General features: G+C 38.7%; 10 protein-coding genes, 1 tRNA gene and 1 rRNA gene. All 12 read left to right on the forward strand.

The annotated features are described in order from the left end of the window. Nucleotides 1–63: 63 nt before the first annotated feature. Nucleotides 64–1,179, forward strand: coding sequence for a redox-regulated ATPase YchF (gene ychF, locus A0O21_RS09680; protein WP_067064683.1), 1,116 nt, complete (start codon nucleotides 64–66; stop codon nucleotides 1,177–1,179). A 136-nt stretch (nucleotides 1,180–1,315) separates the two neighbouring features. After that, entirely contained in the window at nucleotides 1,316–1,885 is a 570-nt protein-coding gene (gene pth, locus A0O21_RS09685; RefSeq protein ID WP_067064685.1) for an aminoacyl-tRNA hydrolase, read from the forward strand. Nucleotides 1,886–1,888: 3 nt separating this feature from the next. Next, the gene (mfd, locus tag A0O21_RS09690) at nucleotides 1,889–5,383 is read left to right on the forward strand and encodes a transcription-repair coupling factor (RefSeq protein ID WP_067064687.1); all 3,495 of its coding nucleotides are present in this window, start codon (nucleotides 1,889–1,891) and stop codon (nucleotides 5,381–5,383) included. Nucleotides 5,384–5,544: 161 nt separating this feature from the next. Further along, a complete protein-coding gene (locus A0O21_RS09695; RefSeq protein ID WP_067064688.1) occupies nucleotides 5,545–5,817 on the forward strand; it encodes an RNA-binding S4 domain-containing protein in 273 nt (90 codons plus the stop codon). Continuing rightward, nucleotides 5,804–6,175 carry an FtsB family cell division protein gene (locus tag A0O21_RS09700; RefSeq protein WP_067064690.1) on the forward strand — a complete coding sequence of 124 codons (372 nt, stop codon included), beginning with the start codon at nucleotides 5,804–5,806 and terminating at the stop codon, nucleotides 6,173–6,175. Before A0O21_RS09695 ends, A0O21_RS09700 begins: the two co-directional genes overlap by 14 nt. A gap of 5 nt (nucleotides 6,176–6,180) precedes the next feature. Beyond that, nucleotides 6,181–6,312, forward strand: a complete 132-nt coding sequence (locus A0O21_RS09705; RefSeq protein WP_067064693.1) for an SP_0009 family protein — start codon at nucleotides 6,181–6,183, stop codon at nucleotides 6,310–6,312. After that, nucleotides 6,309–7,592 (forward strand): serine hydrolase, encoded by a 1,284-nt coding sequence (locus tag A0O21_RS09710; protein WP_067064695.1) that lies wholly within the window; start codon nucleotides 6,309–6,311, stop codon nucleotides 7,590–7,592. Before A0O21_RS09705 ends, A0O21_RS09710 begins: the two co-directional genes overlap by 4 nt. 1 nt (nucleotide 7,593) lies before the next feature. After that, nucleotides 7,594–8,868 (forward strand): tRNA lysidine(34) synthetase TilS, encoded by a 1,275-nt coding sequence (gene tilS, locus A0O21_RS09715; RefSeq protein WP_067064697.1) that lies wholly within the window; start codon nucleotides 7,594–7,596, stop codon nucleotides 8,866–8,868. Nucleotides 8,869–8,872: 4 nt separating this feature from the next. Next, nucleotides 8,873–9,415 (forward strand): hypoxanthine phosphoribosyltransferase, encoded by a 543-nt coding sequence (gene hpt, locus A0O21_RS09720; RefSeq protein WP_067064698.1) that lies wholly within the window; start codon nucleotides 8,873–8,875, stop codon nucleotides 9,413–9,415. Between the two features lie 44 nt (nucleotides 9,416–9,459). After that, a complete protein-coding gene (gene ftsH / locus A0O21_RS09725; RefSeq protein WP_067064699.1) occupies nucleotides 9,460–11,427 on the forward strand; it encodes an ATP-dependent zinc metalloprotease FtsH in 1,968 nt (655 codons plus the stop codon). A 497-nt stretch (nucleotides 11,428–11,924) separates the two neighbouring features. Beyond that, nucleotides 11,925–13,481 (forward strand): 16S ribosomal RNA (locus A0O21_RS09730). Nucleotides 13,482–13,531: 50 nt separating this feature from the next. Then, a tRNA-Ala gene (locus tag A0O21_RS09735) sits at nucleotides 13,532–13,604 on the forward strand. The last annotated feature ends 30 nt before the right edge of the window (nucleotides 13,605–13,634 follow it).

Genomic DNA, 13,634 nt, shown 5'->3' on the forward strand with positions numbered 1-13,634 from the left:
CTTTTTTCTTGAGTTTCTGTTATAATAATCAGTGTTGAAATTTTGATAACGGAGAAATTTAAAATGGCTTTAACAGCAGGTATTGTTGGTCTTCCCAATGTTGGTAAATCAACCTTATTTAATGCAATCACAAAGGCAGGGGCAGAGGCTGCCAACTATCCTTTTGCAACGATTGATCCAAATGTCGGAACAGTAGAAGTACCGGATGAACGGCTGCAGCGACTGACAGATTTAATTAGACCCAAAAAAACGATTCCGACAACATTTGAATTTACGGATATTGCAGGTATTGTCAAAGGTGCTTCAAAAGGTGAAGGTCTCGGTAATAAATTTCTTGCCAACATACGTGAAGTTGATGCTATTATTCATGTAGTGCGGGCATTTGATGATGAGAATGTGATGCGGGAACAAGGACGCGAATCTGATTTTGTTGATCCAGTAGCCGATATTGAAACCATAAACCTTGAATTGATTTTAGCTGATTTAGAGTCAGTAAATAAACGTTACACACGTGTTGAGAAGATAGCTCGTACACAAAAAGATAAGGACTCTGTCGCAGAATTAGCCGTTCTTCAAAAACTAAAACCTGTTCTTGAAGACGGAAAATCAGCTCGCTCAATAGAATTCACAGATGATGAACAAAAAATTGTCAAACAGCTGTTTTTATTAACAACAAAACCGGTTCTCTATGTAGCAAATGTTGATGAAGATAAGGTAGCTGATCCAGACAAACTTACATATGTGCAGGATATTCGAACATTTGCAGCAAGTGAAAATGCTGAAGTTGTTGTGATATCAGCGCGTGCTGAGGAGGAAATTTCAGAACTGGACGATGAAGATAAATTACTTTTTCTCGAAGATTTAGGCTTGCATGAATCCGGTATTGATAAATTAACACGTGCTGCCTATCATTTATTAGGTCTGGCCACTTATTTTACAGCTGGTGAAAAAGAGGTACACGCTTGGACTTTCAAAAGAGGGATAAAAGCTCCGCAAGCTGCAGGGATTATCCACTCAGATTTTGAAAAAGGGTTTATCCGCGCTGTAACGATGTCTTATGATGATTTGCTTAAGTATGGCAGCGAAAAAGCTGTTAGAGAAGCAGGACGCCTGCGTGAAGAAGGCAAAGATTATATTGTTCAAGACGGTGATATTATGGAGTTTCGCTTTAATGTATAGTGATATATATATGCACTATGCTGACTTAATTGACAGTTTTGAAACCTGAATAATGTATAACGGTCTTGTTTGAGCAGAAATTAAAAAGAGTTGAGACAGGCTGTCCCAGCTCTATTTTTGGCGGAAAGGAAAATGAATGGTAAAAATGATTGCTGGATTAGGTAATCCAGGTTCAAAATATAAAGACACACGTCATAATATTGGCTTTATGGCCATTGACAAAATTGTAAAAGAACTTGACACAACCTTTACAGAAGATAAAACGTTTAAAGCTGAAATTGGTTCTGCGTTTCTTAAGGGTGAGAAAATTTATTTTGTGAAACCAACTACTTTTATGAATAATAGCGGTATTGCTATTAGGGCTTTGCTGACTTACTATAATATTTCATTGAGAGATTTTATTGTTATCTATGATGATTTAGATATGAAAACAGGTAAAGTCCGTTTCCGCCAAAAAGGATCTGCCGGTGGTCACAATGGAATAAAATCCCTTATTGCTCAGTTAAAGACACAAGAATTTAATCGTATTAAAATTGGTATTGGGCGGCCTAAAGACAGCAGAACTGTTATTGATTATGTACTCAGTAAATTTACTGAAGAAGAGCTTGATACAATCCATACTGCACTTAATAAAGTTGACAAGGCTGTCAAGTTTTATTTACAAGATGATGATTTTGAAAAAGTTGTGCATCGATTTAATGGGTAAGTTATGAATATAGTAGATTTATTTAGCCAAAATAAAAAAATTCAAAGCTGGCATGCAGGTATATTGACTGCAAAACGCCAGCTTCTTATGGGACTCTCTGGCTCAAGCAAGGCTGCTGTTATTGCATCTGCTTACCATAGTGCAGCTGATAAATTGGTTGTTGTCACTTCAACTCAAAATGAAGCTGAAAAACTGGCTAATGATTTGGGCAGTTTGATTAGCGGAGAAAATGTTTATTCATTTTTTGCTGACGACGCAGCTGCAGCAGAATTTGTTTTTGCCTCATTTGATAGGGCTGTTTCCCGATTGGCGGCTCTTCATTTTTTAAGTTCTGAAAACGAAAAAGGAATCTTAATTACTAATACAGCTGGAATGCGTATTCTTTTACCAAGTCCTAAAACCTATCAAGAAAGCTATTTATCCTTTGAAGTAGGAAAAGAGTACAGGCTTGACAAAATTGTAAAGAAATTATCGAATATCGGCTATAAAAAAGTAAAACAAGTATCTCATTCAGGAGAATTCAGTCAACGAGGAGCTATTTTAGATATATACGATATTAATGCAAGTCTGCCTTATCGATTTGAATTTTTTGGAGACGAAATTGACAGTATCCGACAATTTGATAGTGAGACTCAAAAATCTTTAAATCGTATAAAAAAAGTAATTGTCTCACCTGCAGATGATGTTATACTATCCGATCAAGACTTTGACAGATTTACTTCTGTTTTAAAAGAACAAATGGCAGTTGTAAAAGATGAAATTTTGCATTCCTATTTGAATGAATTGCTGTATGCCAGTCAAAGCTATTTTAGACATAAGGATATTCGTAAGTTTTTGAATCTTGTTTACGAAAATGAATGGACTTTACTAGATTATATCCCCAAAGGAACACCATTAATTTTTGATGATTTTCAAAAAATAACAGATTTTAATAATCGATTTGATACGGAAGTTGCTGGTATCTTGACAGATGATTTACAAAGCAGTAAAGCATTGTCAACTTCAAATTACTTTTCTGATGTTTACAAAAAGTTACAAAGTTATCAACCAGCCAGCTTTTTTTCAAATTTTCATAAAGGTTTGGGACGAATAAAATTTGATGAAAGTTATCAATTTACACAGTACGCAATGCAGGATTTTTTCAATCAATTTTCTATATTAATTGATGAGATAAAACGTTATCAGAAAACACAAAATACAGTTTTGATACAAGCAAGTTCACAGCACAGTCTGGAACGTTTGCAGGAATCATTGAAAGAGTACGATTTTGACGTTCCTGTAAGCACAATAGATGATATTCAAAGCAAAAAAGTTCAAATGATTGTGGGGGATTTATCAAACGGATTTTATTTTGCTGATGAAAAACTTGTTTTAATCACAGAACATGAGATTTACCATAAGCGATCGAAAGGGAGAGTGCGACGTTCACAGCATATTACCAATGCTGAGCGTTTAAAAGATTATAACGAGTTAGTCAAGGGAGATTATATTGTTCATAATGTTCATGGAATCGGGCGTTTCTTAGGAATTGAAACGATTGAAGTAGGAGGCGTTCATCGTGATTACATAACCATTCAATATCAGAATTCAGATCGCGTCTCTATTCCTGTTGAGCAAATTGAAACACTGTCTAAATATTTATCAGCTGACGGCAAAGAACCCAAAATCAACAAGCTCAATGATGGACGCTTTCAAAGAACTAAACAAAAAGTCACACAGCAGGTTGAAAATATTGCTGACAGTCTTATAAGCCTGTATGCTGAACGCAGTCAGTTAGAGGGATTTCCTTTCTCGCCTGATGATGATTTACAACGCGCATTTGATGGCGATTTTGCTTATGTTGAAACAGAAGATCAGTTGCGTTCTATCAAAGAAGTAAAAGCAGATATGGAAAAAGCCAAGCCTATGGACCGTCTTTTAGTAGGAGACGTCGGATTTGGCAAAACAGAAGTTGCTATGCGAGCTGCTTTTAAAGCTGTTAATAATCATAAACAAGTCGCTGTTCTCGTTCCAACTACTGTTCTTGCCCAGCAGCATTACAGCAATTTTAGAGAACGTTTTGAAAATTACCCGATTAATGTTGATGTTCTTAGCCGTTTCAGAAGTAAAAAAGAGCAGCAAAATACACTTGAACAATTAAAAAAAGGGCAAATTGATATTATTATCGGGACACATCGTTTATTATCAAAAGATGTTGCCTTTGCAGACTTAGGCTTGATTGTCATTGATGAAGAGCAGCGCTTTGGAGTAAAGCACAAAGAAAGACTCAAGGCATTGAAAACCAAAGTTGATGTCCTGACTTTAACAGCTACCCCGATTCCGCGAACACTTCATATGTCGATGCTGGGAATTCGTGATTTGTCTGTTATTGAAACTCCGCCCACCAATCGTTATCCTGTACAAACTTATGTTTTGGAAAATAATCCAGATATAATCCGTGAAGCCATTATTCGAGAAATAGAAAGAGAAGGCCAGATTTTTTATATTTACAATAAAGTTGACACAATTGACAAAAAAGTTTACGAACTGCAGCAGTTGGTTCCAGAAGCCAGTATTGGATTTGTACATGGTCAAATGAGTGAAATTCAGTTGGAAAATACGCTCATCGATTTTATTAATGGCGATTACGATGTATTGGTTGCTACAACAATTATCGAAACTGGAATTGATATCTCTAATGTCAACACATTATTTATTGAAGATGCTGACCGGATGGGATTGTCAACCCTATATCAACTTCGAGGGCGAGTGGGACGTTCCAACAGGATTGCTTATGCTTACTTGATGTATCATCCGACTAAGATTTTATCAGAGGTTTCTGAAAAACGTTTAGATGCAGTCAAAGGCTTCACAGAATTAGGATCAGGTTTTAAAATTGCTATGCGTGACTTGGCTATTCGCGGAGCAGGAAACATTCTAGGATCCTCGCAAAGCGGCTTTATTGATTCTGTTGGCTATGAAATGTACACACAGCTTTTAGAAGAAGCTCTTGCTGTTAAACAAGGAAAGTCTAAAATAAGACAGAAGGGCAACGCCGAAATCAATTTGCAAATTGATGCCTATCTTCCAACAGAGTATATAGAAGATGAGCGGCAGAAAATAGAAATATACAAGCGTATTCGACAGATTGAAAATCGTCAGGACTATGAAAATTTACAAGATGAACTAATTGACCGTTTCGGAGATTATCCGGATCAGGTAGCTTATTTACTTGAAATTGGCTTACTTAAAGCTTATATGGATTTTGCTTTTGCGGAATTTGTTGAACGTAAGCAAGATAGCATAAAAATAAGGTTTGAAAAAACTTCCTTGAAATTTTACTTGACACAAGACTATTTTGAAGCTCTGGCAAAAACTGATCTAAAAGCAAGCATCGGTGAATATGATGGGAAGATAGAAATTATTTTTAATGTAAAAAACAAAAAAAATTATGAGATTTTGGAAGAACTGATGAAATTTGGTCAAGCACTGAGCACAATTAAGGACAGAAAAAACTGAGTTTTAAAAAATACAGAAATGCTCTAATTTTTAAATCAGATATGAAACGATTAAACAAGCAGTTCTTAAAAATTTTTTCTTAGCCGCTTGGTAACTGCAGTCTTTTTCTGTTAATTAAACAAGAAAAATGATAAAATAAATGGATAATGGGGGGAGACCAAATGCGACTTGACAAATTTTTAAAAGTATCACGTATTATCAAGCGCCGTCCTGTAGCTAAAGAGGTAGCTGATAAAGGCCGTATTAAAGTTAATGGTATTTTGGCTAAGAGTTCAACGGATTTAAAAATTAATGATGAAATAGAAGTCCGTTTCGGTCATAAATTATTGACGGTGCGTGTTTTAGAAATGAAAGACAGTACAAAAAAAGAAGATGCAGCTAAAATGTATGAAATAATAAGTGAGACAAGGATCGAAACAAATGAAGAAACCTAATGTTGTCCAACTTAACAATCAGTATATTAACGATGAAAATTTAAGAAAGCGTTATGAAGAAGAAGAAACACGCCGCCGTAACCGCTTTATGGGATGGATTTTAATTTTTATTATGCTGCTTTTTATTTTACCGACCTACAATCTTGTAAAAAGTTATATGACCTTGCAAGAACGTAAGGAACAAGTTGTAAAATTGGAAAAAGAGTATGATGAGCTAGCGGAAGAAACGGAAGCAGAAAAGCTTTTAGCTGAGCGTTTGAAAGATAATGATTATGTTGAAAAGTATGCACGCGCCAAATATTATCTTTCCCGTGAAGGAGAAATTATTTATCCGGTGCCAAGTCTACTGCCAAAATAAAGAATATGGAAGATTTAATTGGAACTATTGAAAAATTTTTAGCCTATTCTGATGAGAAATTAGAAGAATTGGCGATAAAAAATCAACAACTGAGAGAAGACAGTCTGTCAAAATCTGTTGAAAGGAGGAGTCGATGAAACAGTTATTAGCCTTTATGTTAATACCTTTTTGTTTGGCTCCTCTTCTTCTGTACAGTTCAGAAAAAAGTGAATGGTCAAATGAAATGCAGTACAGTCTAATCTCTAATGTAGCAACAGATGCTTTTTATTTTGATAAGATCCCGAACAATCCTAACCTTTATCACTCAGCTTCCTCCTATAAAGACAGCAATTTGACTGCCGTGTCTCATACAATTAAACCAAACAGCAAGATAACAATTACTGGGATGATTATCAATGATAATTTGATTCCGGTTTTTGTACTGTCAGATGGTACTTATATTGAGGCCAGCCATCAAATTATTTATGATGATATTGTCTACAGTCAGGAAAAAGTTGATTTAGACTACTGGCTTGAAGAAGATTTTAAAGTTTATAATCAGCCTCTTGTGTACGGAAGCAAAGAAGTCAAAAGCTCTTTAACGTCCTATACTCAAATACACCTGACAGAAAAAGCAGTGACTGAACAGGGAGTTTACTATAAAGTTTCTGGTAAAGGCTGGATCAGTGAGGATTATCTATCAGTTACGGATAATCGTATGAAAAAAATTCAAAATCTTTTGACGCAAAAATATAATCAGCCCAATTACTCTATATTTGTTAAACAATTAAATACTCAAAAAAGTGCCGGTATTAATGAAAATACAAAAATGTATGCAGCCAGTGTTGCTAAGCTGGCAACACTTTACTATACACAGGAACAGATTCAGGATGGGAAACTTAAATTCACTGATAAGCTGAAATATATCAGTGAAGTGAATAATTTTAAAGAAGCTTATAATCCGAGCGGCAGTGGAAAAATCAGCAAAACCGCTGATAATAAGGAATACAATGTGGAAAACCTGTTGAAAGCTGTTGCTCAGAATTCTGATAATGTTGCTACTAATATTCTGGGCTATTATGTGGCCGAACAGTATGATAAAGACTTTCAAGATGAAATTGATGCCTTATCTGGAATGAAATGGGACATGAAGGAAAGGAATATTTCTGCTGAAGCAGCGGCCAATATGATGGAAGCAATTTACTATCAGGACGGAAAAATTATAGAATATTTATCTTCAACTGATTACGATGACAGCAGAATTGCAAAAGATATTTCTGTGCAGGTTTCACATAAAATCGGAGATGCTTATGATTATAAGCATGATGTTGCTATTATTTACGCAGAGGAACCGTATATTGTTTCCATTTTTACGGATAAAGCTTCTTATGATGATATCACCAGAATTGCTGATGATATCTATGCTGTTTTAAAATAAAATGAATCAAAAAATTTTAACTCATATTCAGGAAAAAGCTTATTTTACAAAACACCATAAAGTTTTAATCGCTGTATCTGGCGGGGCTGATTCAATGAATTTACTGCATTTTTTATATGCTCATCGAAAAGAGCTGGCTATCAAAATTGGAATTGCTCATGTTAATTATAAGCAACGTCCGGAAGCAGATGATGAAGAAGCTTATCTAAAGAAGTGGGCATTCAATCATAGTGTTCCTATTTTTACGCGTGACTTCTCTGGCTCTTTTTCAGAGAATGCGGCCCGCCGGTTCCGTTATTTCTTTTTTAAGGAAGTGATGTCTTCAGAACATTATACTGCTGTGGTTACTGCTCACCATGCTGATGATCAAGCTGAGACTATTTTTATGCGGCTGATTCGTGGGAGTCGGCTGCGCCATTTATCTGGTATTGCAGACCGTCAAACATTTGGTACCGGCGAGCTTATTCGACCCTTTCTACCTTTTCCTAAAGAGGATTGGCCGGATATTTTCCATTTTGAGGATGCTTCTAACCACACATCAGCTTTTTTAAGAAACCGTGTCCGCAATCACTATTTGCCGGCTTTAGGAGCAGAAAATCCGAAGATTAAGGAGTCTCTCCAAAGTTTAGGAGCAGAGAGTCGATTTATTTTTCAGGCTTTAAAAGACTTGACAGCTCGTATTAAGACAACTGACTGCCATGAATTTTTACAGCAGACCGAACCGGTACAAATGGTTTTACTGCAGGATTATTTGGAAGAATTTCCTGATTTACAGGTAAGTAAGGGACAGTTTAATGAGATAATGCATCTTATTCAAACGCGTGCTAATTGTACCTATGCTATCAAAAAAGGCTATTACCTGCTTAAAAGTTATGACTCATTTGAAATTAAAAAAATCAGCCCTGAGACCTATAGGCTGCCTAAAGAAAAAGTGGTAGAATGTGACAGTATAGTCAAATATGGTCAGTACCGATTTTCTTTCAAACAGTGTCCAGATAATAAGGAAACAGAGATTCCGATTTTTAGTTTAAGTCCGATTTTACTGCGGGAAAAACGAGATGGTGATCGTATTCATTTTGGAAAATTCACAAAAAAACTAAGCCGGCTTTTTATTGATGAAAAATTCTCTTTTCAGGAAAGGGCAAGTGCTGTTATTGGAGAGCAGGAAGGCGACATCATTTTTGTTCTGGCTGCCGGTAAAACTTATTTGAGAAAAGCGTCTAATCGTGATATAATGGAAGCCACATTGCATATTGAGAAATTAGAAGACAGGTGAAGTCATGCTTGAACAGGACATTGAAAGAATCCTTTATTCAGAAAAAGAAATTATTGATAAAACAAAAGAGCTTGGAAGGCAGCTGACAAAAGACTATCATGGTAAAAACCCGCTTTTAGTAGGTGTTTTAAAAGGTTCGGTCCCCTTTATGGCTGAATTAATGAAACATATCGATACTCAGGTCGAAATTGATTTTATGGTCGTGTCAAGTTACCACGGTGGAACAAGGAGCAGCGGCGAAGTTAAAATCCTTAAGGATGTAGACACTAATGTTGAAGGGCGAGATGTTATTTTTATTGAAGATATTATTGATACAGGGCGCACTTTAAAGTATCTGCGTGATATGTTTAAATACCGACAAGCTAAATCTGTAAAGATTGCTACTTTGTTTGATAAACCAGAAGGTCGTGTGGTAGATATTGATGCAGATTATATTTGTTATAATGTTCCAAATGAATTTATTGTAGGTTTTGGCTTGGATTATGCTGAAAAATACCGTAATCTCCCATATGTTGGTGTTTTAAAAGAGAAGGTTTATTCAGAATAACTATATAATATATTTATACGTAGAAAAGGGTCGTTTATTACTTTATGAAAAATAATAATAATGGTTTTGTACGGAACTCTTTTGTTTATATATTACTGATTGTCTTAGTTGTGACAGGATTACAGTATTATTTAAGAGGAACAAGTACACAGAGTCAGCAAATTAGCTACTCTAAATTAATCAAGCAAATAGAAGATGGTAATATCAAGTCTATTACTTACCAGCCTAATGACAGCATCATTGAAGTTACAGGTAAATATAAGGAAGCACAGGAAGTAAAGACAGATACTAATTTGTCATTTCTTGGTTCAACTACAACAACTGTAACCGATTTTACCTCTATCGTGCTTGCAAATGACAGTTCAATAGAAAAAATAACTGCAGCAGCAGAAGAATCAGGAACCAGTCTCAGAGTCAAAAGGGAAAGCTCCAGCGGTGCTTGGATTTCACTTTTAATCAGCTTTTTGCCGCTTATAGTTGTCATTGTTTTTTTTATGATGATGATGAATCAAAATGGTGGTGGAGCCCGTGGAGCGATGAGCTTTGGTAAAAATAGAGCTAAATCCCAAAGCCAAAGTCATATAAAAGTCCGTTTTTCGGATGTAGCCGGTGCTGAAGAAGAGAAGCAGGAACTAATTGAAGTTGTTGATTTTCTTAAAAATCCAAAAAGGTACAAGTTGCTTGGAGCCCGTATTCCGGCCGGTGTTTTGCTTGAGGGCCCTCCGGGGACCGGTAAAACCCTTCTTGCAAAAGCAGTCGCTGGCGAAGCAGGTGTGCCGTTCTTTAGCATCTCTGGTTCAGATTTTGTTGAAATGTTTGTCGGTGTAGGGGCAAGCCGTGTTCGTTCTTTGTTTGAAGATGCAAAGAAAGCAGAGCGTGCTATCATTTTTATTGATGAAATAGATGCGGTCGGACGGCGTCGCGGTGCCGGAATGGGCGGCGGAAATGATGAACGGGAGCAAACACTTAACCAACTGTTGATTGAAATGGATGGTTTTGAAGGCAATGAGAGTATCATTGTTATTGCAGCAACAAACCGGAGCGATGTTCTTGACCCAGCTCTTCTTCGTCCGGGACGCTTTGACCGAAAGGTTTTAGTAGGCAGTCCTGATGTTAAGGGACGTGAAGCTATTTTACGAGTTCATGCCAAGAACAAACCATTAGCTGATGATGTTGATCTTAAAGTTGTGGCTCAACAAACACCTGGTTTTGTTGGTGCCGATCTTGAAAATGTCTTAAATGAAGCTGCTCTTGTCGCTGCTCGCCGAAATAAAAAGTTAATCGATGCCAGTGACATTGATGAGGCTGAGGATCGTGTTATTGCAGGACCATCGAAAAAAGATAAGACCGTTTCACAGAAAGAACGTGAAATGGTTGCTTACCACGAAGCTGGCCATACCATTGTCGGGCTGGTGCTTTCAAATGCTCGTGTTGTACATAAAGTAACTATTGTACCGCGCGGCAGAGCTGGTGGTTACATGATTGCTCTTCCTAAAGAAGATCAAATGCTGCTTTCTAAAAGCGATATGAAGGAACAGTTAGCGGGTCTTATGGGGGGCCGTGTTGCTGAAGAAATTATTTTCAATGCTCAGACAACAGGTGCTTCAAATGACTTTGAACAGGCAACTCAAATGGCGCGTGCTATGGTTACAGAGTATGGAATGAGTGATAAATTAGGTCCGGTGCAGTATGAAGGAGATCATTCTGTTATGCTTGGTCAAATAAGTCCTGAAAAATCATACTCAGCGCAGACGGCACAAATGATTGATGATGAAGTCCGTGACTTACTAAATGAAGCGCGCAATAAAGCAGCTGAAATTATTCAAGAAAACCGTGAAACACATAAATTAATTGCTGAAGCCCTGCTTAAGTACGAAACATTAGATGCTTCGCAAATTAAATCAATTTATGAAACGGGGAAAATGCCGCAAGAAACTGACAAAGAAGGTGAAGCTCACGCCTTGTCTTACGATGAAATTAAAGAAAAACTGTCAGAACAAGAACAGGACTAAAAATAAACCGCTATTTAAAACGTTAATTCGAAAGAAAATGATATGCTTAGGAACACTTTTTAAGGTGTTCCTTTTTTAGGAATGAAATAAGTCAGACTGTTTTTCGGTTATTTTCTTTAGGAATAGAAGAAATTTAGAACAAAACAGCTATAAGCAGATTAATTCAAATGTCTGTGTGTCCACCCGCATCGCTGAGCACTAAGCAAAAACTGTAATGGCAATCGAAAAAAAGTGAGCTCCCCCCTTGACAACAGCTTGTAAGAGATGCTATACTAATTGAGCTGTCAGAGAGAGCTCTGGGCAGAGTTTAAGGTTGAGGAAAAAGGGAAAAAAGTCCTTGACAGCTTTGTTCTGATTTGCTAGAATAAAGGAGTTGTCTGAAAAGTGGCAGCGTTGACCTTTGAGAACTGAATAAGACCAAGACGTGCGGGTTAAGGAATTAACCTGTCAAAATAAAAAACTGTCAGCGACAGACAAAGAACGAGTAACGTTCAAATTCGAATGAGAGTTTGATCCTGGCTCAGGACGAACGCTGGCGGCGTGCCTAATACATGCAAGTGGAACGCACAGTTTGTTGATTAACGTGTTAATGGACAGATTAGTGAGTCGCGAACGGGTGAGTAACGCGTAGGTAACCTTTCTCTCAGCGGGGGATAACTATTGGAAACGATAGCTAATACCGCATAAGATTTTTTAACGCCTGTTAGAGGATTAAAAGGAGCACTAGCATCACTGAGAGATGGACCTGCGTTGTATTAGCTAGTTGGTAGGGTAGAGGCCTACCAAGGCGATGATACATAGCCGGCCTGAGAGGGTGAACGGCCACACTGGGACTGAGACACGGCCCAGACTCCTACGGGAGGCAGCAGTAGGGAATCTTCGGCAATGGGGGGAACCCTGACCGAGCAACGCCGCGTGAGTGAAGAAGGAATTCGTTTCGTAAAGCTCTGTTGTATGAGAAGAACGGGTGTGAGAGTGGAAAGTTCACACTGTGACGGTATCATACGAGGAAGGGACGGCTAACTACGTGCCAGCAGCCGCGGTAATACGTAGGTCCCGAGCGTTGTCCGGATTTATTGGGCGTAAAGGGAGCGCAGGCGGTTTCGTAAGTCAGAAGTCAAAGGCATTGGCTTAACCAATGTATGCTTTTGAAACTGCGGGACTTGAGTACAGAAGGGGAGAGTGGAATTCCATGTGTAGCGGTGAAATGCGTAGATATATGGAGGAACACCGGCGGCGAAAGCGGCTCTCTGGTCTGTTACTGACGCTGAGGCTCGAAAGCGTGGGGAGCAAACAGGATTAGATACCCTGGTAGTCCACGCCGTAAACGCTGAGTGCTAGGTGTTAGGCCCTATCCGGGGCTTAGTGCCGGAGCTAACGCAATAAGCACTCCGCCTGGGGAGTACGACCGCAAGGTTGAAACTCAAAGGAATTGACGGGGGCCCGCACAAGCGGTGGAGCATGTGGTTTAATTCGAAGCAACGCGAAGAACCTTACCAGGTCTTGACATCCCTCTGACAGGACTAGAGATAGTTTTTTCTTTCGGGACAGAGGAGACAGGTGGTGCATGGTTGTCGTCAGCTCGTGTCGTGAGATGTTGGGTTAAGTCCCGCAACGAGCGCAACCCTTATGGTTAGTTACCATCATTAAGTTGGGGACTCTAGCCAGACTGCCGGTAATAAACCGGAGGAAGGTGGGGATGACGTCAAATCATCATGCCCCTTATGACCTGGGCTACACACGTGCTACAATGGTTGGTACAACGAGTTGCGAGTCGGTGACGGCCAGCTAATCTCTGAAAGCCAATCTCAGTTCGGATTGGAGGCTGCAACTCGCCTCCATGAAGTCGGAATCGCTAGTAATCGCGGATCAGCACGCCGCGGTGAATACGTTCCCGGGCCTTGTACACACCGCCCGTCACACCACGAGAGTTTGTAACACCCGAAGTCGGTGAGGTAACCTAATGGAGCCAGCCGCCGAAGGTGGGATAGATGATTGGGGTGAAGTCGTAACAAGGTAGCCGTATCGGAAGGTGCGGCTGGATCACCTCCTTTCTAAGGAAATGGATGCACGTTGCGGTCTTATTTAGTTTTGAGAGGTCAAGGGGGCCTTAGCTCAGCTGGGAGAGCGCCTGCTTTGCACGCAGGAGGTCAGCGGTTCGATCCCGCTAGGCTCCATAATCTAGGGGATTGAGTGATGAGGGTTAG

The organism is Streptococcus pantholopis, from assembly GCF_001642085.1.
GTDB lineage: Bacteria > Bacillota > Bacilli > Lactobacillales > Streptococcaceae > Streptococcus > Streptococcus pantholopis.

Coding starts and splice junctions, on each gene's coding strand:
- A0O21_RS09710 (WP_067064695.1), top strand. CDS start 6,309: ATGAAACAGTTATTAGCCTTTATGTTAATACCTTTTTGTTTGGCTCCT.
- mfd (WP_067064687.1), top strand. CDS start 1,889: ATGAATATAGTAGATTTATTTAGCCAAAATAAAAAAATTCAAAGCTGG.
- ftsH (WP_067064699.1), top strand. CDS start 9,460: ATGAAAAATAATAATAATGGTTTTGTACGGAACTCTTTTGTTTATATA.
- hpt (WP_067064698.1), top strand. CDS start 8,873: ATGCTTGAACAGGACATTGAAAGAATCCTTTATTCAGAAAAAGAAATT.
- tilS (WP_067064697.1), top strand. CDS start 7,594: ATGAATCAAAAAATTTTAACTCATATTCAGGAAAAAGCTTATTTTACA.
- A0O21_RS09695 (WP_067064688.1), top strand. CDS start 5,545: ATGCGACTTGACAAATTTTTAAAAGTATCACGTATTATCAAGCGCCGT.
- A0O21_RS09700 (WP_067064690.1), top strand. CDS start 5,804: ATGAAGAAACCTAATGTTGTCCAACTTAACAATCAGTATATTAACGAT.
- pth (WP_067064685.1), top strand. CDS start 1,316: ATGGTAAAAATGATTGCTGGATTAGGTAATCCAGGTTCAAAATATAAA.
- A0O21_RS09705 (WP_067064693.1), top strand. CDS start 6,181: ATGGAAGATTTAATTGGAACTATTGAAAAATTTTTAGCCTATTCTGAT.
- ychF (WP_067064683.1), top strand. CDS start 64: ATGGCTTTAACAGCAGGTATTGTTGGTCTTCCCAATGTTGGTAAATCA.